Consider the following 24,906-nt stretch of genomic DNA (forward strand, 5'->3'; position numbering starts at 1 on the left):
ATCATTTTGGCGGGTCTAGGTCGATCCAAGTAAACGGCTCATCATCATGAGTCTCTGACGCATTGGGCGACTGTTGGAATAACTGCATTGCCTTGCAGAGCAAACATGTCGGATGATCTGCAGGATTGAGATGTGCTTGGTGCGTGGTCAAAAGTGAATCGCGCGCCCACTCGATGATTTGTTGCGCACTGCTTGCAATGCCACCTAAGTCAAAAGTGCTACTCGGAGGTTCTTCTCCAGAAAACCACCAAGGTTTGCTGCCACTCATGATTGCTCCCGCCACACTTTTGGATCTGGCTCAAACTTCATCACCAGTGACGAACCAACCATCCCCCCACCTCTAATCGTGCAGCGCTTGAGCACTGCTGGGAGTTCAAGCTGTCGTCTATATCCGTCGCACACGACTAACACAAAATCACCCCGGCGCCCAACCTGCACATCAGCACCGGCCCGAAGGTGCACGCTCAGCGCGTAACCCTTTTTCGTTTCACGCATGACCCAGAAGTCATCTGACGCACTGGTGTCAGCCATCAATACATCGCTGAGGGGACCAAGCCATTTGGCAACCTTGGCTGGTTTTGGCGAACCTTGGGAGCGGTCGGGCAACATCACTACCGGCACGCCAATGCGATCTACTTGTTCAACACATTCGTTAAGTGCGCGACGCTTTACTTTTGCATCTTTCTTGGTCAACACCGGCATTTTGTTGAGCACAATGGCCGCGGGCGTGCATCCGTATAGTCGCAATGTGCCACTCGATTCAACCAGCACGTCGGCATCATGCGACGTACCAACAAGCACACTTTGGGCTGTGCTGACAGCATCGCGCGCAGCACCTACATGTGTGACGAGTCCGTACCAGGCAGCAATAAGTTCATCGGGATTAGGTGCAGAGAGTTGCGCGGCCGCAGGGCCAGTGAGTAATCGATCTAGGAGTACCGGAATGGTGTCGAGAAGCTGAAGGGTACGCAATGCTTCACGAGTAGAGCCCATATCCCAGACCACAACATCAATATTCGAGTTGCCAACTGCATCAGCAACCATGACACCCGTAAGCAGTTCATTAATGCCGATGAGACCTTCAATTTCGTTAGACGAAAGCGCAGATGACCCAAGACCTTTTAGCCATACGCCAAAGGTTGCAACTGCGTCAGACCACACCTGCGATGAACCAAGCGGTGCCGCAAGCGCCGATGTGATTTCAGCAGTCGTTTGCCCCTCTTGGCGAAGTACGCGAGCAATTCCTTGAGCAACAGTGGTGACACCTGAGCCGCCAGCGCCACTCACTAACAAAAGTGTCATGCCTGCTCAACTCGAGCTTTTAAGCCTTTGAGTGCTGTGTCAATTATGGTTTTTTCAGCTTTGCGCTTCAGCATTCCCAACATTGGGATTTTAATGTCAACCGTGAGCGCATAGGCGACCTCAGTTGAACCATCGCCCAAGTCTCGCAACTGGTAGGAGCCGTCCATCAAAGACAGCACTGTCGCGTCGACAAGATGCCACTCGACCAACTCCGGTTTCCAGGTATAGGCAAGTTCATATGTGTCTTTAATGATGCCAACATCCAGGATGAACCGCGCTGCGACTGGACGATTCTCCTGCGACTTCAGCACTTCGACTGAGGTAATCCCCTCACTCCATTGTGGATATGCCTCAAGATCTGCAATAACTTCGGTAATGGCGGCCACAGAAGCGTTGATAATGATGGTCGATTCAGTCCGGTCAGCCACGAGTTTTCTCCAGTTCTAGAACATACGGAACTTTCTTGGCATGGAAGTGCCCAACGTTGATGCATTCAGTACGTCCAATTCGAGTTCGGCGACTGAGCGGCTGATGCACGTGCCCAAATAAATGAAAACGTGGTTGAACTCGTTCAATGTAAGCATTGATGGCCCTACTACCCAACTCAAAGCGCCGCGCGACCACGTCGTAAGTCAACTCAGGTATCTGGGGCGGGATGTGGGTAAACAACACATCAACAGGCCCGAGCTGACCAAACTTGGCGGCATAGACCTCGGGTTCAATCTCATACGGCGTACGCATAGGGCTAATTAACCCGCCGCCAACGAAACCCATCTTCAGCCCATCAACATCAATGACTTCCCCATCAACGAGGCGATGGCCAGGCTTGCGATATTCATCCCACAGTGCAGGCAAATCAACGTTGCCATATGTCATCAGTGCTGGTTGCGGCATCGTAGCAAACATCGCCTCGTACTGCTTACGAATATGTGATTCCATCGCAAGCCTTCGGTCTTGCGGATCAACAATGCCAAGGCGTGCCCAGGCTGCAGCGCTCAGTTCCCGCGCATCCTCAAAACGACCCGCTGTTCGGGCTGTGATGTAGGCACGGGAATGCTCCTCGCCGAAGAGTTCGGCGTAAATTCCTTGGGATGGATCCTCATAGTCGAGGTACAAAATCAGGTCGCCTAGACAAACAAACACGTCACTTCCGACCGCGGCCCGGGCAAGGGCAGCAGCTGCACCGTGAACGTCAGACACGACATGGATGGAAACCACGAGGTCACAATGCCACGAGATCACCTGCACATGACTCTGGGGATCGCGTACGGTGACAGCTATCAAATTCAATGGGCTGCCTAGCCCACGAAATGAGGAGTCACCCATGCTGCAGGAGTACTCCTCACCTGGCCCGGCGGACTCCCCAAGCGCCCCGAATCTGGCAAGTCACATCATTGCCAATGCGCTGAGCCATCCCGATCGTGTTGCATTTCGTGTTCGCGAAGGTTTCTTGTTAACAGACGTGACCTGTGCGCAATTCCACGATGAAGTCCGGGCTATCGCTAAAGGATTCATGGCTATTGGGGTGGAGTTTGGACAGCGCATCGCATTGATGTCACGCACACGTTACGAGTGGACACTTTTCGACTATGCAATCGGTTATGCCGGTGCAGCAAGTGTGCCAATTTACGAAACATCGTCTGCTGATCAAGTGCAGTGGATCTTGGAAGACTCTGGCGCGGTAGCAATCATCTTGGAAGGTGAAAAACTCAAGCAGCTCTTTGAGCCAATTGCGGGGTCACTGCCTCAGGTCACTCACTCGCTTGTGATCGATGATGGGTGCATCGCATTTCTTAAGCAGGTCGGTTCAAATATTTCAGATGAGCAACTTGATGAACGCCAACAGCGCGTGCAACTCAGCGACACTGCGACCATCATCTACACGTCTGGAACAACCGGCAGACCAAAGGGTTGTGTTCTAACACAAGGCAACTGGGTCTTTGAAGTCGATGGGGCAATTGAGGCCTTCGGACACATCTTGCGAGACGAGAGTTCCTCGACACTGCTTTTCCTACCCTTTGCACATGTGTTCGGACGCATCATCGAACTTGCTGCAGTGAAATGTCGGACAGTGATGGGCTTTTGTTCGGATACCGCAACATTGGTTCCTGAACTTCAAGAATTCAAGCCGTCCTTCATTCTCGCTGTTCCACGAGTCTTCGAAAAGGTCTACAACACTGCAGCACAAAAAGCCCAGAACGATGGAAAGGGCAAAATCTTTAACACAGCAGTATCTGTAGCAATTCGCCATAGCGAGGGAATCGAGAGCGGATCGCATCCACTCGCACTCACCCTTAAGCACAAACTGTTCGATCTGTTGGTGTACAAGAAGATTCGTGCCGCAATGGGTGGTGAGGTGATGTACGCAATTTCTGGTGGCGCGCCCTTGGGCACGCGGCTTGGCCACTTCTACCGCGGTATTGGTCTTGAAGTATTTGAAGGCTACGGGCTCACGGAAACCACATCAGCAATTGCTGCTAATCATCCAAATGCCGTGAAGATCGGCACGGTCGGTACTCCGATGCCAGGTACCACGATTCGCATTGCCGAAGATGGTGAAATCATGGCTAAGGGCGGTCAGATCTTTACAAGCTATCTGCACAATGAACGTGCGACTGCAGATGCGTTTACCGCAGACGGCTGGTTCCACACTGGTGACATTGGAACCCTTGACGATGAAGGCTTCTTATCAATCACCGGCCGCAAGAAAGAAATCATCGTCACTGCAGGTGGCAAGAACGTTGCACCTGCAGTGCTTGAAGACCGCATTCGTGCACATTGGTTGGTATCGAATTGTTTGGTTGTTGGTGAAGCCAAGCCATATATCGCTGCAATCATCACGATCGACCAAGAAGCTTTTCCCGCCTGGCTTGCAGCACATGGAAAGCCAGCTGGTGGAACTGTGGCTGACTACATCAACGATCCAGATCTCATTCTTGAAATCCAAGGCGCGGTCGACGACGCCAACTCAGCTGTGTCACATGCAGAAGCAATTAAGAAATTTGTGATTTTGGATCACGATTGGACCGAAGCTGACGGTCACATCACGCCATCGCTGAAATTGAAGCGCTCAGTGGTGATGCGCAATTACCAAGAAGCCATTGATCAGCTGTACTCACGCTGACACACCGATTTAGAGAACGCGACCCACACCGGTGAAGTAGGTGCGGTACCAAGGGCCCAACACCGGAGTAATGACCACACCATCTCCTGGGTTCGCTGCATGCACCATTTTACCGCCACCGATATACATACCGACGTGGTGAACACTGCCGCCAAAGTAGAACACGAGGTCACCTGGCTTGGCCTGACTCAACGGAATTTTTCGCGCCTTGCTGTACTGCGAGTAGCTGTAGTGCGGCAGCGAAATACCTGCCTGCCGCCATGCGGCCATCGTTAAACCTGAGCAATCAAAGGTTGTGGGGCCAGATCGCGCTGCCACATATCTATTGCCAACTTTGGATAACGCGTAGCGCACTGCCTTGGAGGCGCGAGGATTCACACCTGGAATTGGCCGAGTTGAAATTTGACGCTTTGCTTTCTTAGCCGCTGCTTGGGAAGCCTTTTTAGCTTTGGCAGCTATTGCAGCAAGACGCTGGCGTTCTTCAGCCTGTAGACCAGCAAGAACAGCACTTGCTGCAGCAAGTTGCTTATCGGCTTCACGTTTGGCTGAGGCCATCTCATTGCGATTGCCTTGGGCAATTTTTTCTTTGGCAGCCATCTCAGCCTGGGTTTGCGCGAGACGAAGCCGTGCAGTTTGGGTGCGTCGAATTGAAGCCGACTGAGCTTTCGCGACTTGATCAACTGCCGCAGCCTGAGACAGGAACTGACTTGGATCATCCGCGAGCAAAATCTGCAGCGAACTATCAAGGCCTCCGCCGATATACGTGGCTCGAGCCAAGTTATCAACAGACCCACGTACTGCGTTGAGTTCAGATTGTTGACGGGCAGCCTTAGATTTGAGAACCGCCAGGGTGGCATTGACATCATTGAGGCGACCCTGCGCCTCGTTGAAACGCTCAGTTGCGCTCTCTGCCTTGGCTTGCAGATCCATCACATGATTGCGAACAGCTGCCAAGTTCCCCGGCTCTGCGCTCGCTGAAGTCGCCGAGATGGAAACAATGCTGCCAAGCGTGATGACGGCTCCTAGGAACGCGGCAAGTCCACGATGTCGTTGGTGAGCCAAGACAAGACCTTCCTCGCGTGCGCCGGTGTGAAACATCTTGGGTAAGACGCCTGCCACCTGCGGGCCGTTCCCGCATGCCCTAAACCAGCATTTTTCTCTGTTCAGAACGCTACGACGGTAACACGAAGGGCTATCCGGCCCGCCGCTTCGCGCCGATATTTGGACCATTTCCCGGGCCCATCACCAGACGCAATGGGGGAACCAACCCACCATGCGCCAAGGCTGTGACCGCCGCCACATGCTCATCAGCGATCGCCGGTACGTCATGTGTGGAAAATTCCGGCATTCCTAACAAAACGGAAACAACGCAATCCCCGCAAGCAAGCGGGGCTGCCGTGCACAGATCACAGTCAATGTTCATACCCAGAACGCTAAAACCTGGGTCTGACAATCAGCTGGCCTCAGACTCCGCCGTCTCCTGGGCCTTCACTGGCTGGACCACCAAATTCTGGACGAGCCACGATCTCAACAGCATCGCTGGCATTGCACCAACGGCATTGGATCTTTTCAACCTCTTCAGAGAGAACTTCGCGTTCTTCAATGACAGGAACACCCGCCATATCTAGGTGCCAGAACTCCTGCACGCGTGACGAGCGCACCACCGTAAACCGGGTCAGGTTGCCACAATGGGCACAGCGGAACCGGGACTTGTCATCAGGAAGAGTGTTTGCCACCCCTAAATCCTAATGGCCACGTGTGGCGAACCTGCCGCGCACTGTCACACGGGCGACATACCCTCATGAGTGTGTACGAGCAATTGGCTACCGAGGATCTGGGTCATCCCCTGCTCGAGACCACCTTTGTCATCGTCGACTTAGAGACCACGGGTGGCAGCCCGAAAGCCGCTGCCATCACTGAAATTGGTGCAGTAAAAGTCCGCGGTGGTGAAGTTCTTGGCGAATTCGCAACATTGGTGAATCCCCAAGTTGCTATTCCACCGTTCATCGCAGCACTCACTGGAATCACTGATTCGCTCGTTGCAAGCTCGCCAACTATTCGAGCAGTCATGCCGTCACTTCTTGAATTCATCGGCGATGCGGTTGTCGTTGCACATAATGCGCCATTTGATATTGGCTTTCTCACTGCTGCCTGCGTGCAGCAAGATCTCGCGTGGCCTAAACCTCAAGTAGTCGACACCGCACGGTTAGCGCGTGTTGCTTTGCAACGTGACGAAGTTCCGAACTGCAAACTCGGCACACTTGCCGCACACTTCCACTCACCCACAACCCCAACACACCGCGCACTTGATGATGCTCGTGCAACTGTTGACGTGTTGCACGGACTCATAGAACGCATAGCAAATCTTGGCGTGAACACACTTGAAGAACTCAAAGCATTTACTTCTCGTGTCACCGTCAAGCAACGTGAAAAACATTACCTAGCAAAGGGTTTACCCTCAAAGCCTGGTGTGTATGTGTTTCGTGATGCTCAAGGTTCGCCCTTGTATGTTGGAACGTCGAAAAACATTCAAGCAAGAGTGCGCAACTACTTCACTGCAGGTGAAACTCGACGCCGCATCAATGAAATGGTTGGCATTGCAACACAAGTTCAACCAATTGTGTGCGCAAGTGTTCTCGAAGCTCGCGTGCGCGAATTGCGTCTCATCTCCAGTGAGCAGCCACGCTATAACGTGCGTTCGAAAAAACCTGTGTCGCAAGCATGGATCACCCTGACCAGCGAAGCCGTTCCTCGTTTCACTATTGTGCGCACACCTAAGGATGACAACACGTTGGCATTTGGACCTTTCAGCGGTCGACATGCAGCGCAAAACGCACTTGAAACTCTGAACTGGGTGTTTAACATTCGCACCTGCACAACCAAGTTTCGCAAGATTGCAGTAGTAAACACATCGGCCGCACGTGGCTGTGGCCGCTTTGATCTTGGTCGATGCGTTGCGCCCTGTCAGGGAACTTACGAACCGCATGAAAGCGAGGTTGCCCGCGCCTCTCGCGCAATGGCCGGAGATTTGCGAGAGATCACCGAATCAATCACTGCGCACTTGCAATTCCTGAGTACCCAAGAACGTTTCGAGGACGCCGCGATGTGGCGTGATCGCTTAACCATGTTGGCTCAGTCAAGTGTTCGACTGCATCGCTTAGGCCAGTTATGTCAGATTGAAGAACTCGTCGCCGCATGCCCAACTGCTAGTGGCGGCTGGGAAATTCACGTGATTCGCTACGGGCGCCTGGCTGGCGCAGCTATTGCCGATCCCGGCATCGACCCACTTCCAATCGTTGATTCCCTGATTGCGACATCTGATGCTGGGATGCACGAGGTACTGACCGAGGAAACGGCAGCAATCGCCGATTGGATCGATCAACCTGGCGTTCGCCTTGTACGCACGAGCGCGGCCCTATCCATGCCAGTGCACTGCGGTGGACATTTAATGAATCAGCTCATTTCAGCCAGAAAAGCGGCACACACGGCCGTACTCCAGGTTGATTCTGGTTTGCCATCATTGCGTCCGATCGGTCCCGCAATGGATGCGGTAACGAGAATTCGCACTATTGCTTGAGGCTGAGTTCTTGACTCAAAGCAATCCATCTCGTCAACACTTCGGCAATAGCGCCACCGCTGAGAACTTCACGAACCTGAGGAAGTTTTGCAGCGACGCGCTCCTGAAGTGTGCCCGCTAAACCAATATCGCTGAGCGAGTCGTACGCAACGAGTGCTGCTGCCGCATTCAGGGCAACAACATCCTGAATCGCAGTGATTCGTTCTGCCTGGCCATTATCGATGACATCGACACCCATTGCTTGGCGAAGAAGTGATGCATTGCGTACGCGATCGCCACCAACAAGCATTGATGGATTCACTGCGTTCAATCCAAGCGCAGTTGGATCGAACGAGGTTTTTACAACACTGCCACCAGTAACATCCCAAACGGTTGATGTCGTGGTTGTAGAAAGCTCATCAAGGCCGTCATCACCTCGCACCACAAGCGCGCGCACGCCGCGAGCTGCGAGCACTTCAGCGATCACTGGTGCACGCTGAATATCTGCAACACCGAGCAGCATCGCTTTTGTGCCTGCAGGATTAGATAGCGGCCCAAGGATGTTGAAAACCGTAGGAATACCAAGCTCTTTTCGCACGGACCCTACATGGCGCATCGCGGGGTGATGGCGTGGCGCAAAGGCGAATCCAATACCAACGTGATCAACACATTGCTTCACATGTTCAGGCGTGAGCTCAATTGCAACGCCAAGTTCTTCAAGCACATCCGCCGTGCCTGTTTGTGATGATGCTGCGCGATTGCCGTGCTTGGCGATTGGGATTCCACTAGCAGCAACGACCAATGCTGTCATCGTTGAGATATTGACTGTGTTGGCTTGATCTCCACCTGTACCAACAATGTCCATGGCTGGTAGCTCTGTGGTGAAAGTGTTCGCATGCTTGGCCATTTCGGCAACGAGGGTGCTCACTTCGTTTGAAGTTTCGCCCTTAGCTCGCATGCCGATAACAAAACCGGCAATCTGCGCATCAGTTGCCTCGCCGGCCAGCATGCGTTGCATGGCCCATGAGCACTGCTCTGGAGAAAGTTCCTGACCTGCGACCAATGCACCAAGCAATTGCGACCAGGTGGGATCGGTGCTCACGGAAAATTAACTTGCGCGAGCGACCCGGCGCTGCAACTGCTCGCCCACGCGCATCGCTAGATCAATGGCATTGATGGGGTGCGCAGCAACTGCATCAGCGCGGGACCAGGTTGCCAACCATGCATCTTGGGCACGGGCGATCAGCACCAGTATCGGCGGGCATTCGTAGATCTCGTCTTTCAACTGACGTGAGATTCCCATGCCACCAGCTGGGGTTGCTTCCCCATCAAGGATGAACAGATCGATACCGCCGGCATCTGCTGCCGCGATGAGGGCTGGCTCAGTGGCCACTTCGAGGTAGGTCACCTCTGGGAGCCCTGGCACTGGGCGCTTACCTAGGGCCAGCAGGACATCGCGTCGAACAGCGTGATCATCGCTATAAACCAGGACGCGAAGTGGGCGTGGGGCAGGTGCTGAAGTCACCCGTGAACTGTAGCCGCACGGACCCAAATCCACCCCTTCGGGCACCCCGGCAAAAAAATGTGACGAATCCCTAACTAAATAGACCGGGGTCAGGGAGCATTCGCAGCGGCGATCTGCCAGACTCGCCCTGTGGCAACCGCAACCGTTCCCTCCGCATACACACACGCTCCGGCGAATCGCCCCAACATGGTGTCGATTGGCACCATCGTGTGGCTGTCCAGCGAACTCATGTTCTTCGCTGCACTCTTCGCCATGTACTTCACCCTGAGGGCGGTGAATCCTGAGCTTTGGGCCAACGAGACCGCGCTGCTCAACATCCCGTTCGCCAGCATCAACACGACCGTGCTGGTGTTGTCCTCGGTGACCTGCCAGCTTGGTGTGTTCGCTGCTGAACGTGGTGACGTCAAGATGTTGCGCCGTTGGTTCATCATCACGTTCCTCATGGGCGCGTTCTTCATGGCCGGTCAGATCACCGAATACACAGTTTTGGTGCGCGAAGGCCTCACCCTTTCGTCAAGTGCGTACGGAAGCGCCTTTTATCTGACTACCGGTTTCCACGGACTTCACGTGACCGGCGGTTTGGTTGCCTTCCTCTTCGTCTTGGCAACGACCTACGTGGCTAAGCGCTTCACCCATGATCAGGCCACCCGTGCCATCGTCACCTCGTACTACTGGCACTTTGTTGACGTCGTGTGGATCGGTCTGTTCTTCATGATCTACATCCTCAAGTAATCCCATTCACTTTCCCTCCTGCAGTACTCAAACAAGGAAAGGTCCCAGCGAGTGAAGTTCCTGGCCGCACGTCGGCGCAATCCACTGGTTGCACTTGGCCTGTTACTTGCCGCGCTCGTCGCGGTTGGTGGCGGCTACGCAGCCATCGCGAATGTGCAACCGGCACAAGCATCAGCGAGTTCCCAAACTCAGGTCGAAGAAGGCAAGAAGCTCTACCTTGCCGGGTGTTCCTCTTGCCATGGCATGGAAGCCCAAGGCTCCGCAAATGGGCCAACGCTGATCGGTGTTGGTGCAGCAGCGGTTGACTTCCAGGTGTCCACTGGGCGTATGCCAATGGCTGCTCCTGGTGCCCAGGCAGTAGCTAAGGCCAACACGTATACGCAAGAGCAAGTTGCAGCGCTGGCTGCATATGTGGCTTCTTTGGCCCCTGGCCCTGCCATCCCAACTGCGGAACAGATCGATTTTGAAGGTGCCGATGTTGCACAAGGTGGCGTTCTCTTTCGCACGAACTGCGCTCAATGTCACCAGGCTGCAGGCCAAGGTGGTGCACTGACTCAAGGTAAGTACGCACCAAACCTCATGCAGGCAACACCAACTGAAATTTACGAGGCCATGATCACCGGCCCACAGAACATGCCAGTTTTCAGTGACGGCACCTTGCCTGTGGACGACAAGAAAAAAATCCTGGCCTACATTGACGACCTCCAGAATGCTTCAAGCCCAGGAGGACTCGACCTTGGTCGACTTGGCCCGGTAACTGAAGGCTTGTTCTTGTGGACCGCAGTTTTCGCAGCTCTCATCGGAGCTGCCATCTGGATCGGAATTAAGGCGCGATGACCGACATCACTCCGCACGGCTCACAGCCGGCAAAATTAGGCCACTCCCCTGTGGCTGACGTTCCGCACGTACTTCGGGCAGCGGACACCAACCCAAAGGCCGCTAAGCGCGCTGAGCGGCAAGTCGCCAGCATGTTTTTGCTGTCCATTGTTTTGGTGATCGCCTTCATCGTTTCGTTTGTCACGATCGATAAAGACACCGTGGTGTATATCCCAGTGTTCGGTGAAGTTGGACTTCTCAACATCATGCTGGGTCTGACCAGTGGCCTGTCGATTTTCCTCATTGGCGCTGGCGCGATTCAGTGGGCTAAGAAATTGATGCCCGATGTCGAAGTGGTGCAGATGCGCCATGAAATGACCTCACCTGCTGATGCAACGGCAGAAGCTGCAGCCAACTACGAGCGTGGCAAAGAAGAGTCGGGCTTTGTTCGCTATCCGATCATTCGTCGCACGTTGATCGGCGCGATGGCGCTGTTCCCAATTCCTGCCTTGTTCCTGCTTCGCGATCTTTGGAGCGGTGGTCTGAGCGGGAAAGAAAGCCCAGATGAGATTCTTTCGCACACCATCTGGCGCAAGGGCGAACGCATCGTTGTTGACACTCCAGCAAACGAAGAGGATCTCCTCACCGGGCCTCAGCTCTTCGTCAAGCCTGAAGATCTCCCTGTCGGTGGCTTGGTCTCAGCTGTACCAGCCAGTTTGCGTGAAGTTCAGCATCATGACCAAAACCTCAATGCGCGCGGCAAAGCAGCGATCATCCTCGTGCGTATGGATCCATCGGAAATTGTTGCCCAACAAGGCGATGGTTGGGATTACCAAGGCATCGTGGCCTACTCCAAAATCTGCACGCACGTGGGTTGCCCAATCGCCCTCTACGAACAACGCACCCATCACCTCCTGTGCCCTTGCCATCAGTCGACCTTCGACTTGGCCAATGCTGGGGCGGTAGTCTTTGGGCCGGCAGCGCGCAATATGCCGCAGTTGCCAATCGGTGTAGACGATGAGGGCTACCTGGTAGCTCTCGCTGATTTTGCAGAGCCAGTCGGACCTAGTTTCTGGGAGCGTGGATGAGTACGACAAGCCCTATCGAAACAAAAGGTGCAAGCGCAGCAACCTACGTTGATCAACGATTAGGAAGCAATAAGTTCTTAGCACGCAACCTTGGCAAGGTATTCCCTGATCACTGGTCGTTCATGCTCGGTGAGATTGCCCTGTATTCATTCCTCGTTGTGCTGCTGACAGGTACCTATCTCACCCTGTTCTTCAAGCCTTCAATGGTTGAAGTCATCTATGACGGGTCATACGTGCCTCTTAAGGGCATCCAGATGTCCGAGGCATATTCCTCCACGCTGGATATCTCCTTCGATGTGCGTGGCGGTTTGTTGATTCGCCAGATGCACCACTGGTCAGCGTTGATCTTTGTTGCGTCGATGTCGGTTCACATGTTCCGCGTGTTCTTCACTGGTGCATTCCGTAAGCCACGTGAGTTCAACTGGATTATCGGTGTGGTGTTGGTGACCTTGGGCTTGGGAGCAGGCTTCTCGGGATACTCACTTCCAGATGACCTTCTTTCCGGCACGGGCCTTCAGATTGCTCGCGGCATTGTGCAGTCAATCCCAGTTATTGGTACGTGGGGAGCTTTCCTGCTCTTTGGCGGTGAATTCCCTGGGACCGACTTCATCTCGCGGCTCTATGCAATCCATATCCTGCTGATTCCAGGGTTGATCTTGGCCTTGGTCACTGTTCACTTGATTATGGTGTTCACCCAAAAGCACACCCAGTTCCCTGGGCCTGGTCGCACCAACGACAACGTTGTGGGCTACCCATTGATGCCGGTCTACATGGCAAAAGCAGGTGGCTTCTTCTTCATCGTCTTTGGCATCATCACCTTGATCGGTGGTCTGGTCACCATTAACCCAATTTGGTCCTTCGGCCCATACGTCCCAGATCAAGTCAGCGCGGCAACCCAGCCTGACTGGTACATCGGTTGGCTTGATGGTGCATTAAGAACGATGCCGAACCTCGAAAGCACAATTGCTGGGTTCACGCTGTCGTGGAACGTCCTTGTTCCAGCTGTGATCATTCCGGGCATCATCTTCACAGCACTAGGTGCGTACCCATTCATTGAAGCATGGGTCACCGGTGACAAGCGCGAGCATCATCTCCTTGATCGCCCACGCAATGCTCCTACCCGTACCGGTCTTGGAGTCATGGCAATCACCTTCTATTTGCTGCTGTTCATCGGTGGCGGTAACGACTTGATCGCGTCTGCATTCAATATGTCGTTCAACTCCATTATTTGGGCCTTGCGTATCTCGTACTTCGTATTGCCACCGTTGATGTTCGTGTTAACTCGTCGCATCTGCCTGGGCTTACAGCGTCGTGATCGCGAAAAGTTGCTGCACGGGTACGAAGCTGGCCGCATCTTGCGCCTGCCACACGGTGAATTCATCGAAGCGCATGAGCCACTGTCGGTTAAGGAACTCGCAGTCATCACCAGTAAGAACGATGTCGCTCCTCTCCCAGCTCCACAGAAGACCGATATCGATGGTGTGAAGAACAAGAAGTACAAGAGCCAAAACCGCCGTTCAAAGCTCAGCCACTTCTTCTACGGTGAAAATGTGCCGCTGCCATCGGCTGCAGAAATTGAAGCCGGTCAGGCGCACGCAGCGCATGGTTCCGAGCTCGAAGCACCGCTTCATGCTTACGAAGATGCCGATCAGATCAGCACGTTCCATGGTGGTGTGTTGCACCATCCTGGAATGGCCGACACGAATGCAGAGCAACAGAACGAACGTTAAGTGTCAAAGCATCAATGAAGAAGGCCCCCAACACATGTTGGGGGCCTTCTTCATTGCCTCGTTTCGATAGGTTGCTGTTATGGCATTTGCTCAACCACAACACCCCGCTTGGTATGGCTCTGTGATGGGCACAGGCGCTCTTGCGCTTGTGCTGTCAACCGAAGGTTCAACGGGGGATGCCGACTGGTTGAACGTCGCTAGCGCAGTGGGGCTCCTTGTAGCCAGCCTGCTTGGCGTGATCCTGCTCCCGCGCTATCTCAGGCGCTTTCGCGACCGTTTGGCCTTGATGAAGGAGATCTCCAACCCCACCGCAGGGCCCATGCTGGCGACCTTGCCCGCCGGGCTACTCGTGCTCTCAGCAGCGTGGGGGCGTGTGGGCCCTGAGCTGGTGTTAGCGGGCCTATCGCTTTGGATCGCAGGCATTCTCTTGACTATCGGCGCCCTGCTGGTCATCGTCTTTTCACTCACCTGGGCGCTGGCCATCATGCAAACTGATCTGCAGATGAATGACATTCACGGCGGGTGGCTCATCCCCCCTGTCATGAACCTGCTGATCCCAGTGGCATTGGCCCCGATCATCGAAGCCAACCTTGGCGCCTCAGAGCTACTCCTCATTATTGGCTTTGCGTTCTACGGCCTTGGCTTGTTGCTCTTCCTAGGTATGTTCAGTCTGTTCGTGGCGCGCATGGTGTTGGGGAGCCCATTCTTGGGCCCGTTGGCCACGGGTTTATGGATTCCCCTAGCCCCAGCAGGCTTGATCGGCCTGGGCGCGATCCGACTTCAGCAATCCGCAACTGCAACGACGATCGACTGGCTCCAAGTCCCTTCAGCCTTCGGAGTCATGGCCAGCGCGCTTAGTCTTGGCTTTGGTCTGTGGTGGTCGCTCTACGCCCTCATCGCCTTCAGGGGCATTCGCAAGACGGGCACTGCCCCAATCCAGCCTGGGTGGTGGGGACTGGTCTTCCCTATCGGTGCTCTCACCCTGTCAACTGCTGTACTTGGTCAAACCACCAACATCACTGCCATCGAGGTGTTTGGCGCCATAGGAGCGATTGTGCTGGCCGCTTGCTGGGCAGTTGTAGCCATAGTGACGTTTTCCCCAGTCAGGTCCTAAGACCCCCACGGCATTTCAATAAAGCAGAAGGGTCGGTGCCATTGGCGCCGACCCTTCTCAATTCGTGGGTAACTACTGGGCGAAGTTTCCGCGGTAGTACTCAAACAGCCAACCAACCAGTGCGATCACGAGCACGAATGCTCCAAGTGCGGTCAACCAGACTGCGAAGACTAAACCAAGGACGACCACGGTTGTTCCAAAACCAATCATCAATGGCCACCATGAATGCGGGCTGAAGAAGCCATATTCTGGATCGGCTTCATCAATATTTGCTTCGCCGCGATCCTCTGGGCGTGGGAACACGCGCTTAGCCGTGTAGAGAACATAGAACGCAACGAGCGCAGTCAAACCACCACACATCGCCAATACAGTGGTGCCGATTGGATCATGTGACACGTAGTTGTAGATGAACGCCACGATAAAGAAAAACGGCGTGCCATAAGCAAAGAGCTTGCCTTCAATCTTCATTAGTGGCCGCTCCCAACTGCTGCCGGCTTGCTCATCTGCGTTGGTGTATCCGAGAGTTCTGGATAGTGGAGATCGAACGCTGGGCGCTCTGAGCGAATTGGAGGAAGCGCAACGAAATTGTGGCGCGGTGGTGGGCAAGAAGTTGCCCACTCCAATGAACTTGACCAACCCCAAGGGTCATCAACTGTGACCTTTGGTGCGTTCTTCGTGGTTGTGATGACGTTCCAGAAGAAGAACAGCATCGAAATACTCAGTAGCACTGCTCCAGCCGTTGAAATCTGGTTGAACACCTCGAAATTGTCAGCTGGAAGGTAATCGCCATACCGACGTGGCATTCCTTGAACACCCAACCAATGCTGAATCAGGAACGTCACTTGGAAACCAATGAACAGCAGCCAGAAGTGCCACTTGCCGATCTTCTCGTTCAGCATCTTGCCGGTCATCTTCGGCCACCAGTAGTACAGGCCGGCAAAGAACATGAAGACCACGGTGCCGAAGACGGTGTAGTGGAAGTGAGCAACAACGAAGTAGCTGTCTGACACGTGGAAGTCCAACGGTGGTGCCGACAAGATGATGCCGGTCAAGCCACCGAACAAGAAGGTGACCAAGAAGCCCATGGTCCACAGCATCGGTGTATCAAACTGAACCGAGCCCTTCCACATGGTGCCGATCCAGTTGAAGAACTTCACGCCAGTTGGCACTGCGATCAGCATCGTCATAATCGCGAAGTAAGGCAGATAGACCGACCCAGTCACGTAGAGATGGTGAGCCCATACCGCCATCGAAAGTGCGCCGATTGCCAGCGTTGCAAAGACCAAGCCTTTGTAACCAAAAATTGGCTTACGCGAGAAGGTAGGAATGATTTCGCTAGCGATACCGAAGAACGGTAGCGCCAAGATATAAACCTCAGGGTGCCCGAAGAACCAGAATAAGTGTTGCCACAGCATGGCCCCACCGTTCTCTGACGCGAAAACCAGTGATCCGTATTCACGGTCAATGAAGGCCATCGCCAACGCGGCTGCAAGAACTGGGAAGCACAGGAGCACCAACACGCTGGTGACAAGAACCGTCCAGGTGAAGACCGGCATACGGAACATGGTCATGCCAGGTGCGCGCATGCAGAAGATGGTGGTGATGAAGTTGACCGAGCCAAGAATCGTTCCCAGACCACCCATGGTCAAACCGAGCAACCACAAACTGCCACCCACTTCTGGTGAAAACACCGCATTGCTCAGAGGTGCGTACGCAAACCAACCGAAGGCTGCAGCGCCACCTGGGGTGAAGAAGCCAGCTGCGGCAACCAAGCCACCGAAGAAGAACAGCCAGAAACCCAGCATGTTCAAACGTGGGAAGGCAACGTCAGGTGCACCAATTTGCAAAGGCATGATGATGTTGCCGTAGGCCACAAACAGTGGCGTTGCGAAGAGGAAAAGCATGATGGTGCCGTGCATCGTGAAGAGTTGGTTGTACTGCTCCAACGAAACAATTTGCAGACCAGGAACTGTAAGTTCCGCACGTATCGCAACAGCCATCAAGCCTGCAAGTACGAAGTAGAACGTTGACAAGATGAGGTACATGTAGCCAATGACCTTGTGGTCAGTTGAGGTAATCCATGAGACAACGACTGAGCCCAGGGACTTCTTCGGCTTAGGTGCAGGCTCTGGCGCAGCTGCGACTGGGCGTTCGCTCAGAATCGTCATACCGTCTTCTCCCCTGGCATGGTGCCTTGGTTGCTAAATGGTTCGCTGTTAAAGGTTCCGGTGTTGCCCTTGGCCTTGAGTTCAGCCATATGCGCATCAAAAGCCGGCTTTTCAACCACCTTCACGTTGAACAACATGCGTGAGTGGTCGACACCGCACAGTTCAGCACACTTGCCAACGAAGGTGCCTACTTTGTTTGGTGTGAGTTCGAAAACGTTGGTCTTGCCTGGAATAACGTCCATCTTGAACAAGAAACTTGGCACCCAGAAGGAGTGGATGACGTCAGGTGAGTTCAGTTCGAACCGTACCTTTTCATTGACTGGCAGCCACAGCGTTGGTGGTTCACCAACGGTGCCTTCGCCTTGTGGCATTCCGGTCTCGTAAACCTTCTGGTCAAGGTAGTTAAAGCCCCAACTCCAGCGGTAACCCACGACGCCGACGCTTTGCTGCTGATCGTTTTTCACGGTGAGCAGTTCACTTTGATCGCGAGCCGTGAAGTAGAACAAACCAAGGATCATGATCAACGGCACAACGGTGTACAGAATTTCAATTGGCAGGTTGTACTTGGTTTGCACTGGAGCACCTTGGCGCTTCTTGCGACGGTAGGCCACCGCAGCGAACAACATGAGCGCCCACGTGAAAGCACCAACGATCCACGCAGCGATCCATGAGCCCTGCCAGAGGTCTTGGATGATGAAGCCTTCTTTGGTTGCCGGTTCAGGCAAATCAAAGAAGAACGCCTCGTTGGCAGTACATCCTGAGAGGAAGACTGCAATTGCAATGGTGCCAAATCCGATAGCTGCACGCCGCATGGTGCGTGCGCCTCTCGGCTGGTGCGCGGTGGAAGCCACTAGTCGCCTTTCAGTCCACTTCGGGAAAGCACAAACTCCAGGGAGACTAGCGCACCGCTCCTCACAACTTCTCGTCGGATCCATGTGATCCGCCGCTCAATTTTTGCCCCGTTTGTCCGCCCCCAAGTACCGTGCACACCATGACTGGCCTACCCCGTGCACCTCGCGGGTACTTTGACGCCGTTGGCGGACTCGAAATGGCGCCCGCAACTGCTCGGGCACTCTCGCGGGCTAACGAGTTGGGCTGGGCAGATCCAATTCGCGCACACCAAGCAGGCCGCCAATCGGCTCTTTTAGCTCATACGGCCCGGGCCAGTCTGGCCGCCAGCCTGACAACGGTCACCGGTGTGGAACTCACAGCCGACCAGATCTTTTTGGCTCCCACGATGAGTGTGGCTGCATCATGGGCCATTCCTGGCTTTCGTGGAATCACGCAGATCATGCACAGCCCCATTGAGACCTTGGCCCTCCTTGATGCTTGCCAGGAAACTGGCCTACCGCTCACCTCGTTGACAGTTGATGCCCTCGGCCATGTTGATGTGAGTTCACGTGCAGACCTAAGTCAAGCGTTGCTGGTCATCCAGGCGGCGAATATTGAAATTGGGACAATTCAAGACTTATCTGGCATTTCATCGACTGCACTGCCCCTGTTGCTCGATGCCACCGCCATCATCGGGCGGGCACCAGTCCCTGCAGGGTGGTCCGTCCTGCTTGGCCATGCCAGTAGTTGGGGTGGACCAGCCGGAGTGACCGTGATTGCCGCACACCCGACATCTTCATGGGGACCTTCCAGCTTGGCACCGCATGGCTGGGTGAGCGATGGCTCCAATGTTCCGGCGATCGTTGCCGCAGCAACGGCACTTGAATCGCTTCTCCCCCATGTCGACGACCAAGGTCGTCTGACGTTTGAGCTCATCGAACACCTCCGCACTCGGCTTTCACATGAGATCGCCGATGTCGCATTTGCCGGTGATCCCGTTCAACGCGTTCCACACATCCTGAACTGCTCAGTGCTCTACGTCAGCGGTGAAGCGCTGGTCAGCGAACTTGATCGACGCGGATTCGCAGTAGCAAGCGGTTCAGCCTGTGTTGCAGATAGCGATCGAGCAAGTCATGTACTCGTTGCCATCGGCGCATTCACCGGTGGCAACCTGCGCATTTCACTGCCATTTAATTGCACGATTGATGATGTTGATGCACTCGTTGACGCTCTTGTGCTCGTTGTTGGCCAGTTACGCGCCGAGGCCGGCGCATGAGCCCCGAACTTTGGCTTGATGAACGCGGACGTCGTTGCCCTATTCCAGTGATCGCTCTTGCGCGTGCCCAAACACAGTGGATGAACGACGATGCTTATGCTTCACGCGTTGTTGGAGTACTCGCTGACGATCCAGCAGCGCAATATGACATTCCTGCTTGGTGCCGACTTAAAGGTGCTGAATTCATTGGTGAAGTGCTGGCACCCGATGGTGGGGTTGGTGTTGGTTACATCGTTCAATTCATTGCGAAAAACAACTAGGCGCAGCAACTGCTTCTGCCAGTAAATCAAGATATACATTTCTAGGGATTTCAACCACCCCAAGGCTTGCTAGGTGATCAGTTTTCCACTGCACATCAAAAAGGCGAATACCTCCAGCGGTTTTAAGCCGTTCCACAAGAGCAACGAATGCAACTTTTGATGCATCACGTTTGCGATGAAACATGGATTCGCCGGCGAATAACCCGCCAACTTCAATGCCATACAAGCCACCGACAAGTTCGTCGCCATCCCACACTTCAACTGAGTGCGTCCATCCCATTTCATGAAGTGCGCAGTATGACGAAATGAATTCATCAGTAATCCACGATTCATTTCGGCCTTCATCACATCCGCGCATCACCGCTTCAAAGGCTGTATCGAACGTGACGCGATAGCGGCGAATTGATTTTCTCAATGACCTTGAAACCTGCAAATTATTGAGGTCCATCACTCCGCGCGGATCAGGTGACCACCACGCGAGTTCACCCGTCGACACGTGCATAGGAAAAAGCCCACTGCAATAGGCAGAGAGCAATGTTGAGGGAGCTAAGTCAGCGCCAATTGCCAATATCTCTTCACCGGGTTCTCCGTCGCGCGGATCAGGAAGATTCCACACACATGGGCCCGGATCAATGAGGGTCACGAGACTTACGACACCACCACATGCGCAGAAACGTCAGCAGCAGCTGCATCCCCGTAATTCTGGGCAAGCCGATCAAGGAATGACTCTCGAGTAAAGGTGTACTCCTGAGTGCCCACGGTTTCGATGACATAAGTAGCCATCAAAGAACCAACCTGCGCTGCTCGTTCATCGCCTAATCCCCATTGGATACCTGTGAGATAGCCCGATCGGAAGGCGTCGCCAACACCTGTTGGATCTGCAATGCGTTCCGGCGTACATACGCCTACGAAAACGGGCTCCGCACCTCGACGATGAATACGTGCACCCTGCGCACCCAGCGTGGTTACTCGAATTTCCACCATTGCAGCAAGATCGGACGTGCTGAGCCCCGACTTTTGTTCGATCAACGCACCTTCGTACTCATTGCTGAATAGATACTTCGCACCCTCAATCAATGGCGCAATATCTTCGCCATCCATGAAGGCAAGCTGCTGACTTGGATCAGCAGCGAAGTCATAGCCGCGGTCACGGCACTCTTGGGTATGACGTGCCATCGCTCCTGGGTCGTTCGCGCCGATGAGCACTACATCTGCCCCACCGACGCGATCAACAATCGGCCGCAACTCAATGTTTGCAGCTTCTTGCATCGCGCCTGGGTAGAACGAGGCGATCTGGTTTTGTTCAGTATCTGTTGTGCAGATGAATCGCGCGGTGTGATGAAGCTCTGAGACATGCACGCCGGATGTGTTCACTCCATGGCGTTCAAGCCAAGCTTGATACTCTGCAAAATCAGCACCAACAGCTCCTACAAGCACTGGATTCAAACCTAGGCGTCCCATACCAAAAGCAATATTGGGCGCAACACCACCGCGTCGAACTTCAAGGTCATTCACCAAGAATGAAACAGAGATTTTGTCGAGTTTGTCTGCGACGAATGACTCGGTGAACTTCCCGGGAAACGTCATCAGGTGGTCAGTAGCAATAGATCCAGTTACGAGGATGGCCATGTGGCAGGACTGTAGTCAATGAACCGGGCATACTTTCGCCATGCGCACACGTTCCGCGATTCTCATCGCTTCGGCAACAATGCTCACCGCTGCCACTGTTGCTGGATGCAGCTCCCAAGACACCTCTGCAGCGACAAATCTCGTAGGTACTTGGAGTGGCACCTACTCCTACCCAAGCGTGACTCATGGCACTGAAACATCATCGTTATCGATCGTGATCACCAAGCAAGAAGGTGTGCTGCTCTGGGGAACTGAGAAGTGGACCAACCAAGGCAACAACCTAGAAGCCGCACTTGTGGGTTCCGCCGCTCCCTCAAATGGTCAAATTACCTTGGCCGAGGTAGGTGGCTCCTTCAATGGCTTTGTCCAAGACAGCACAATGAGTTTGCAGTTCGTTCGCACGGATGACCCACCAACAGCGTTCTACGTGACCCTGACTCGCACATCGTTGTAAAGAGACGGAGAAAGTGGTGTGGGGCAAGACCATTGGCCTTGCCCCACACCACTTAACTTCTCAGGTCTACTTCTTAACTTCTCAGGTCTACTTCGCCCACTTCGCGGTGAGGTTGATGCCAAGTTGCGAAACCGCGGTGATCTCCGCTGGCGTGAACTTTTCCTGAGGATTCACATAAGCGGTCGTTGCGATGATGACGTTGCCAGTTTGTGAGTACAGCGTGAAAGCAGACGTCTTATCGTTGTAACGCGGGATAGAGCTTTCGAAATTTGATTGATCCATTACGTAGAAATTCTGGTAAATCGCTCCGGGATTCGAACCGGTCGTCCAGGTTTCTGTGATCTTGCTGGTGGTGTCGGTTCCATTTTGAGCCGTTGTTGAACCGTCGCACTTCTTCGAACCTGCATAAAGGGAGTTGTAGGCAGCAAGCGCATCTTTCGCGCTCGCGTACTCATACACATGCTCCGTCACCGAGGTGTATGCATTGCCATTCTTGGTTTCGATGTCAACAACTGGCTGATTCTTTGGTGCCGGTTGTGAATACAACGTCACGCCAGCGGCATTCGAGCACAACCAAATTGACTTGTCGGGGCTTGCTGAATTGAAGTCGTAGTTCTTCGCCTTACCGAAAACCGAAGGCACCTCTTTCTTTGACAACATCTTTGAGGCAACTGACGGCGCAGCCATCGCTGCAGGTGCGAGCACTGAAGCAACTGCGAATGCAGCGGAGGTTGCCAAGAGTGCGGTGCGCTTGCGTGACATAAATCTTCTCCCTGAAATGCAATGAAGGGCCCGCATTCGCGGACCCTTCAAGGTTAAATCTTTTCGTTCAGGTTTAGCTGAATGAATCGCCGCATGCACAGGAACCGCTGGCATTTGGATTGTCGATCGTGAAGCCCTGCTTCTCGATGGTGTCAACGAAGTCGATGGTTGCACCATTGAGGTACGGAGCGCTCATGCGGTCAGTGACCACGGCAACGCCTTCGAAATCCTTGTTGACATCGCCATCAAGCTTGCGGTCATCAAAGAAGAGTTGGTAGCGAAGTCCTGAGCATCCACCTGGCTGCACGGCAACGCGCAGTGCAAGGTCATCGCGACCTTCGGATTCAAGAAGGGCCTTGACCTTCGATGCAGCGGTCTCAGTGAGCACGATGCCGTCAGTCGTTGGCGCCTCAATGGTGACGTCAGTGGTCATGGCGGTCCTTCCGTAGGTTGGTAAAGAGGAGTCTATGTCAGGTCTAACAACCCAACTTCACATCCCATTCCCATTTTTGGCAACGAATGTGGACAATATGCAGATGACCGAACTCGGGCTCGAGCCCAAGCCAACGCCTTTGGCACTGCTTCTCCTTGGCCGCGATGCGGATCCTGACAGCGAAAAAGGCGTGGAATGTCCAGGTTCACTCCCCCAAGCCTCTGATCCAGACCTGGTGGCGCGAGCTGGCGCCGCTAAAGCAAGGTTAGGTAATCGGGTCTTTATTTTGGGTCACCACTACCAGCGCAATGAAGTCATCGATTTCGCTGACGTAACCGGAGACTCCTTCAAGTTAGCTCAACAGGCCGCGGCACATCCCGAAGCTGAATACATCGTGTTTTGTGGTGTGCACTTCATGGCCGAAAGCGCCGATATCCTCACCTCAGCCTCACAAGCCGTGGTCCTGCCCGACATGGCCGCCGGATGCTCAATGGCAGATATGGCAGCAATCAACCAGGTCGAAGCCTGTTGGAAGACCTTGCAAGAAGCAGGCATTGCAGATGTCACCGTGCCCATCACCTACATGAACTCAACTGCCGCTATCAAGGCATTCACCGGGCGTAACGGCGGCGCTGTTTGTACATCGAGCAACGCAAAGCGCAGCCTTGAATGGGCCTTTGAACAGGGCGAGAAAGTGTTGTTCCTTCCAGACCAGCACTTAGGACGCAACACCGCAGTTATGGACTTGGGTTTTAGCCTTGAAGACTGCGTCATCTTCAATCCACTTCTACCCAACGGTGGCGTGAGTGCCGAAGAACTTCGCGCAGCCAAAATGATTTTGTGGCGTGGCCACTGCTCGGTTCATGCACGGTTCACTGCCAAGGCAATTGCCGATGTTCGAGCACAAGTGCCTGGTGTGAACGTGATCGTGCATCCAGAATGCGCCTATGAAGTGGTCGCAAACGCCGACGTCGTCGGTTCCACTGAGGCCATCATTGCCACAATTGCAGCGGCTGAACCTGGCACTGCGTGGGCGGTTGGCACTGAACTGAACTTGGTGAAGCGATTGGCTCAAGACAATCCAGACAAGCAGATCGTGTTCCTTGATCACTCCGTGTGTTTCTGCGCAACTATGAACCGCATAGATCTTCCGCACCTGGTGTGGGCCCTTGAATCCTTAGCCGATGGCAACTTGGTCAACCAGATCATCGTTGACCCCGATACCGCTCATTGGGCCAAAGTTGCCCTTGATCGCATGCTTGCCCTTCCCGGCCCGTCAACTGTGCGTGACTAACCAGCTACGCTGAACACATGTTTGGAAACAAATCAGAATCTGCACAAACTCCGGCTTCGAGTACGGAAGAGTCCGCCAGCGGTAAAGGCCGACCAACTCCAAGCCGCAAGGATGCAGAAGCGGCTCGCAAGATTCGCGCCAAGGTTCCCAACAATCCCAAGGAAGCCAAGAAGGCTGCACGCGATCGCGCCCGCCAAGATCGCGAACGCTCACGTCAAGGAATGATGGCGGGCGATCAGCGCTACTTGCAGGCACGCGACCAAGGGCCAGGCAAGGCCTTTACCCGCGACTTTGTAGATTCACGATTTGCGCTGGCTGAGTACTTCATCGTTGTTGCAGTTGCAGTGCTCGTTCTTGGTTTCGTGCCAGTTACAGCAATTCAATTTTGGGTCACCATCATCTTCTTTGCCTTTACAGCAATTATGGTCATCGACGTCATCATCATGGTGGTCTTGCTCAACAAAGCAGCAACGAAAGCCTTGCCAAATCCTGCTGACCGTAAGGGGCTAACTCTCTACGCGATTTTGCGCGTGATGCAGTTCCGTCGCTTACGCCTTCCACCTGCACGCGTTCGTCGCGGTGGCGCACCTAAGTAACTGCTACTCAGCTGGACGCAAACTCATCGGGCCGTACACAACCGTTGCACCATTGAGCAAAGACACCTGCTCAACACCCTCATCAAGCAACTCTTGCCAATTCTCACCGATCCAAGATTCTGCATCGCTTTGCGTTGGGAATGACGAATCATTGGCCAAGATTGATTCTGCGCTTGAGCCATCGGCGCGTTGGGTTTGCCAGGTCCAGTCCATGTT

29 protein-coding genes are annotated in these 24,906 nt (G+C 54.0%); 12 read left to right on the top strand and 17 right to left on the bottom strand.

Going from position 1 to position 24,906, the window contains the following annotated elements; all coding sequences use genetic code 11:
• Position 1: 1 nt before the first annotated feature.
• Genes PHN51_02105 through PHN51_02120 form a run of 4 tightly spaced genes read right to left on the bottom strand, consistent with a single transcriptional unit; the run spans position 2 to position 2,628 of the window.
• On the bottom strand, positions 2–268 hold the full coding sequence (locus tag PHN51_02105) for a hypothetical protein (protein MDD2817575.1): 267 nt from the start codon (positions 266–268) through the stop codon (positions 2–4).
• Entirely contained in the window at positions 265–1,302 is a 1,038-nt protein-coding gene (locus PHN51_02110) for a hypothetical protein (protein ID MDD2817576.1), read from the bottom strand. Before PHN51_02110 ends, PHN51_02105 begins: the two co-directional genes overlap by 4 nt.
• Positions 1,299–1,730 (bottom strand): SRPBCC family protein, encoded by a 432-nt coding sequence (locus tag PHN51_02115; protein ID MDD2817577.1) that lies wholly within the window; start codon positions 1,728–1,730, stop codon positions 1,299–1,301. Before PHN51_02115 ends, PHN51_02110 begins: the two co-directional genes overlap by 4 nt.
• Entirely contained in the window at positions 1,723–2,628 is a 906-nt protein-coding gene (locus tag PHN51_02120; protein ID MDD2817578.1) for a hypothetical protein, read from the bottom strand. The genes PHN51_02115 and PHN51_02120 overlap by 8 nt, the downstream gene beginning before the upstream one ends.
• Here PHN51_02120 and PHN51_02125 point away from each other — a divergent pair.
• On the top strand, positions 2,627–4,426 hold the full coding sequence (locus tag PHN51_02125; GenBank protein MDD2817579.1) for a long-chain fatty acid--CoA ligase: 1,800 nt from the start codon (positions 2,627–2,629) through the stop codon (positions 4,424–4,426). The genes PHN51_02120 and PHN51_02125 overlap by 2 nt on opposite strands.
• A 9-nt stretch (positions 4,427–4,435) precedes the next feature.
• Here the strand turns inward: PHN51_02125 and PHN51_02130 are convergent, their stop codons facing one another.
• From PHN51_02130 to PHN51_02140, 3 genes are all read right to left on the bottom strand, one after another.
• Complete coding sequence (locus PHN51_02130; GenBank protein ID MDD2817580.1) at positions 4,436–5,545, bottom strand: NlpC/P60 family protein; 1,110 nt, start codon at positions 5,543–5,545, stop codon at positions 4,436–4,438.
• A gap of 73 nt (positions 5,546–5,618) precedes the next feature.
• Positions 5,619–5,849, bottom strand: coding sequence for a hypothetical protein (locus tag PHN51_02135; GenBank protein MDD2817581.1), 231 nt, complete (start codon positions 5,847–5,849; stop codon positions 5,619–5,621).
• Between the two features lie 40 nt (positions 5,850–5,889).
• On the bottom strand, positions 5,890–6,162 hold the full coding sequence (locus tag PHN51_02140) for a hypothetical protein (GenBank protein MDD2817582.1): 273 nt from the start codon (positions 6,160–6,162) through the stop codon (positions 5,890–5,892).
• Positions 6,163–6,227: 65 nt separating this feature from the next.
• Between PHN51_02140 and PHN51_02145 the strand changes: the two genes are divergently transcribed.
• Positions 6,228–8,003 (top strand): DEDD exonuclease domain-containing protein, encoded by a 1,776-nt coding sequence (locus PHN51_02145; protein MDD2817583.1) that lies wholly within the window; start codon positions 6,228–6,230, stop codon positions 8,001–8,003.
• On the opposite strand, the gene trpD is transcribed toward PHN51_02145, so the two are convergent.
• Positions 7,993–9,084, bottom strand: a complete 1,092-nt coding sequence (gene trpD, locus PHN51_02150) for an anthranilate phosphoribosyltransferase (GenBank protein ID MDD2817584.1) — start codon at positions 9,082–9,084, stop codon at positions 7,993–7,995. The genes PHN51_02145 and trpD overlap by 11 nt on opposite strands.
• A 6-nt stretch (positions 9,085–9,090) precedes the next feature.
• A complete protein-coding gene (locus PHN51_02155; GenBank protein MDD2817585.1) occupies positions 9,091–9,507 on the bottom strand; it encodes a hypothetical protein in 417 nt (138 codons plus the stop codon).
• Between the two features lie 195 nt (positions 9,508–9,702).
• Here PHN51_02155 and PHN51_02160 point away from each other — a divergent pair, with 195 nt between their 5' ends.
• The 5 genes from PHN51_02160 to PHN51_02180 all read left to right on the top strand — a co-directional run bounded on the left by PHN51_02160 (position 9,703) and on the right by PHN51_02180 (position 14,987).
• Positions 9,703–10,239: a heme-copper oxidase subunit III gene (locus PHN51_02160; protein MDD2817586.1), complete on the top strand. Its 537-nt coding sequence runs from the start codon at positions 9,703–9,705 to the stop codon at positions 10,237–10,239.
• Positions 10,240–10,290: 51 nt separating this feature from the next.
• Positions 10,291–11,076 carry a c-type cytochrome gene (locus PHN51_02165; GenBank protein ID MDD2817587.1) on the top strand — a complete coding sequence of 262 codons (786 nt, stop codon included), beginning with the start codon at positions 10,291–10,293 and terminating at the stop codon, positions 11,074–11,076.
• On the top strand, positions 11,073–12,143 hold the full coding sequence (locus PHN51_02170) for a Rieske 2Fe-2S domain-containing protein (protein ID MDD2817588.1): 1,071 nt from the start codon (positions 11,073–11,075) through the stop codon (positions 12,141–12,143). The genes PHN51_02165 and PHN51_02170 overlap by 4 nt, the downstream gene beginning before the upstream one ends.
• Positions 12,140–13,873, top strand: a complete 1,734-nt coding sequence (locus PHN51_02175) for a ubiquinol-cytochrome c reductase cytochrome b subunit (protein MDD2817589.1) — start codon at positions 12,140–12,142, stop codon at positions 13,871–13,873. Before PHN51_02170 ends, PHN51_02175 begins: the two co-directional genes overlap by 4 nt.
• A gap of 79 nt (positions 13,874–13,952) precedes the next feature.
• Entirely contained in the window at positions 13,953–14,987 is a 1,035-nt protein-coding gene (locus PHN51_02180; GenBank protein ID MDD2817590.1) for a hypothetical protein, read from the top strand.
• 72 nt (positions 14,988–15,059) lie between these two features.
• On the opposite strand, the gene PHN51_02185 is transcribed toward PHN51_02180, so the two are convergent.
• From PHN51_02185 to coxB, 3 genes are read right to left on the bottom strand one after another with little or no spacing between them, the layout of a single operon-like run.
• Positions 15,060–15,455, bottom strand: a complete 396-nt coding sequence (locus tag PHN51_02185) for a cytochrome c oxidase subunit 4 (protein MDD2817591.1) — start codon at positions 15,453–15,455, stop codon at positions 15,060–15,062.
• Positions 15,455–17,155 carry a cytochrome c oxidase subunit I gene (ctaD, locus tag PHN51_02190; protein MDD2817592.1) on the bottom strand — a complete coding sequence of 567 codons (1,701 nt, stop codon included), beginning with the start codon at positions 17,153–17,155 and terminating at the stop codon, positions 15,455–15,457. Before ctaD ends, PHN51_02185 begins: the two co-directional genes overlap by 1 nt.
• Complete coding sequence (gene coxB / locus PHN51_02195) at positions 17,152–17,967, bottom strand: cytochrome c oxidase subunit II (GenBank protein MDD2817593.1); 816 nt, start codon at positions 17,965–17,967, stop codon at positions 17,152–17,154. Before coxB ends, ctaD begins: the two co-directional genes overlap by 4 nt.
• Positions 17,968–18,146: 179 nt before the next feature.
• On the opposite strand from coxB, the gene PHN51_02200 reads away from it, so the two are divergent.
• Entirely contained in the window at positions 18,147–19,262 is a 1,116-nt protein-coding gene (locus PHN51_02200; protein ID MDD2817594.1) for an aminotransferase class V-fold PLP-dependent enzyme, read from the top strand.
• Positions 19,259–19,522, top strand: coding sequence for a sulfurtransferase TusA family protein (locus tag PHN51_02205; protein ID MDD2817595.1), 264 nt, complete (start codon positions 19,259–19,261; stop codon positions 19,520–19,522). Before PHN51_02200 ends, PHN51_02205 begins: the two co-directional genes overlap by 4 nt.
• On the opposite strand, the gene aat is transcribed toward PHN51_02205, so the two are convergent.
• Complete coding sequence (gene aat / locus PHN51_02210) at positions 19,503–20,165, bottom strand: leucyl/phenylalanyl-tRNA--protein transferase (GenBank protein ID MDD2817596.1); 663 nt, start codon at positions 20,163–20,165, stop codon at positions 19,503–19,505. The two genes, PHN51_02205 and aat, sit on opposite strands and share 20 nt — an antisense overlap.
• Positions 20,166–20,170: 5 nt before the next feature.
• Complete coding sequence (locus tag PHN51_02215; GenBank protein ID MDD2817597.1) at positions 20,171–21,151, bottom strand: carbohydrate kinase family protein; 981 nt, start codon at positions 21,149–21,151, stop codon at positions 20,171–20,173.
• A gap of 40 nt (positions 21,152–21,191) precedes the next feature.
• Between PHN51_02215 and PHN51_02220 the strand changes: the two genes are divergently transcribed.
• A complete protein-coding gene (locus PHN51_02220; GenBank protein ID MDD2817598.1) occupies positions 21,192–21,605 on the top strand; it encodes a hypothetical protein in 414 nt (137 codons plus the stop codon).
• A gap of 87 nt (positions 21,606–21,692) precedes the next feature.
• Here the strand turns inward: PHN51_02220 and PHN51_02225 are convergent, their stop codons facing one another.
• Positions 21,693–22,367, bottom strand: coding sequence for a hypothetical protein (locus PHN51_02225; GenBank protein ID MDD2817599.1), 675 nt, complete (start codon positions 22,365–22,367; stop codon positions 21,693–21,695).
• 73 nt (positions 22,368–22,440) lie between these two features.
• Entirely contained in the window at positions 22,441–22,800 is a 360-nt protein-coding gene (locus PHN51_02230; protein MDD2817600.1) for an iron-sulfur cluster assembly accessory protein, read from the bottom strand.
• Positions 22,801–22,834: 34 nt separating this feature from the next.
• Here PHN51_02230 and nadA point away from each other — a divergent pair, with 34 nt between their 5' ends.
• Together nadA and PHN51_02240 are read left to right on the top strand one after the other, a co-directional pair.
• Entirely contained in the window at positions 22,835–24,094 is a 1,260-nt protein-coding gene (gene nadA / locus PHN51_02235) for a quinolinate synthase NadA (GenBank protein MDD2817601.1), read from the top strand.
• 17 nt (positions 24,095–24,111) lie between these two features.
• Positions 24,112–24,690, top strand: coding sequence for a DUF3043 domain-containing protein (locus PHN51_02240; protein MDD2817602.1), 579 nt, complete (start codon positions 24,112–24,114; stop codon positions 24,688–24,690).
• A 3-nt stretch (positions 24,691–24,693) separates the two neighbouring features.
• Here the strand turns inward: PHN51_02240 and PHN51_02245 are convergent, their stop codons facing one another.
• A complete protein-coding gene (locus PHN51_02245) occupies positions 24,694–24,903 on the bottom strand; it encodes a hypothetical protein (protein MDD2817603.1) in 210 nt (69 codons plus the stop codon).
• Positions 24,904–24,906: the final 3 nt, after the last annotated feature.

Source organism: Candidatus Nanopelagicales bacterium (genome assembly GCA_028687755.1).
Classification (GTDB): Bacteria; Actinomycetota; Actinomycetes; order S36-B12; family S36-B12; genus UBA11398.

Bases quoted from the DNA above. Each gene is read 5' to 3' on its own strand.
- PHN51_02105 (MDD2817575.1), bottom strand. From the start codon at position 268: ATGAGTGGCAGCAAACCTTGGTGGTTTTCTGGAGAAGAACCTCCGAGT.
- PHN51_02110 (MDD2817576.1), bottom strand. From the start codon at position 1,302: ATGACACTTTTGTTAGTGAGTGGCGCTGGCGGCTCAGGTGTCACCACT.
- PHN51_02125 (MDD2817579.1), top strand. From the start codon at position 2,627: ATGCTGCAGGAGTACTCCTCACCTGGCCCGGCGGACTCCCCAAGCGCC.
- PHN51_02120 (MDD2817578.1), bottom strand. From the start codon at position 2,628: ATGGGTGACTCCTCATTTCGTGGGCTAGGCAGCCCATTGAATTTGATA.
- PHN51_02135 (MDD2817581.1), bottom strand. From the start codon at position 5,849: ATGAACATTGACTGTGATCTGTGCACGGCAGCCCCGCTTGCTTGCGGG.
- PHN51_02145 (MDD2817583.1), top strand. From the start codon at position 6,228: ATGAGTGTGTACGAGCAATTGGCTACCGAGGATCTGGGTCATCCCCTG.
- PHN51_02170 (MDD2817588.1), top strand. From the start codon at position 11,073: ATGACCGACATCACTCCGCACGGCTCACAGCCGGCAAAATTAGGCCAC.
- PHN51_02175 (MDD2817589.1), top strand. From the start codon at position 12,140: ATGAGTACGACAAGCCCTATCGAAACAAAAGGTGCAAGCGCAGCAACC.
- PHN51_02180 (MDD2817590.1), top strand. From the start codon at position 13,953: ATGGCATTTGCTCAACCACAACACCCCGCTTGGTATGGCTCTGTGATG.
- PHN51_02185 (MDD2817591.1), bottom strand. From the start codon at position 15,455: ATGAAGATTGAAGGCAAGCTCTTTGCTTATGGCACGCCGTTTTTCTTT.
- ctaD (MDD2817592.1), bottom strand. From the start codon at position 17,155: ATGACGATTCTGAGCGAACGCCCAGTCGCAGCTGCGCCAGAGCCTGCA.
- coxB (MDD2817593.1), bottom strand. From the start codon at position 17,967: ATGCGGCGTGCAGCTATCGGATTTGGCACCATTGCAATTGCAGTCTTC.
- PHN51_02200 (MDD2817594.1), top strand. From the start codon at position 18,147: ATGACTGGCCTACCCCGTGCACCTCGCGGGTACTTTGACGCCGTTGGC.
- PHN51_02205 (MDD2817595.1), top strand. From the start codon at position 19,259: ATGAGCCCCGAACTTTGGCTTGATGAACGCGGACGTCGTTGCCCTATT.
- PHN51_02215 (MDD2817597.1), bottom strand. From the start codon at position 21,151: ATGGCCATCCTCGTAACTGGATCTATTGCTACTGACCACCTGATGACG.
- PHN51_02220 (MDD2817598.1), top strand. From the start codon at position 21,192: ATGCGCACACGTTCCGCGATTCTCATCGCTTCGGCAACAATGCTCACC.
- PHN51_02225 (MDD2817599.1), bottom strand. From the start codon at position 22,367: ATGTCACGCAAGCGCACCGCACTCTTGGCAACCTCCGCTGCATTCGCA.
- PHN51_02230 (MDD2817600.1), bottom strand. From the start codon at position 22,800: ATGACCACTGACGTCACCATTGAGGCGCCAACGACTGACGGCATCGTG.
- nadA (MDD2817601.1), top strand. From the start codon at position 22,835: ATGTCAGGTCTAACAACCCAACTTCACATCCCATTCCCATTTTTGGCA.
- PHN51_02240 (MDD2817602.1), top strand. From the start codon at position 24,112: ATGTTTGGAAACAAATCAGAATCTGCACAAACTCCGGCTTCGAGTACG.
- PHN51_02245 (MDD2817603.1), bottom strand. From the start codon at position 24,903: ATGGACTGGACCTGGCAAACCCAACGCGCCGATGGCTCAAGCGCAGAA.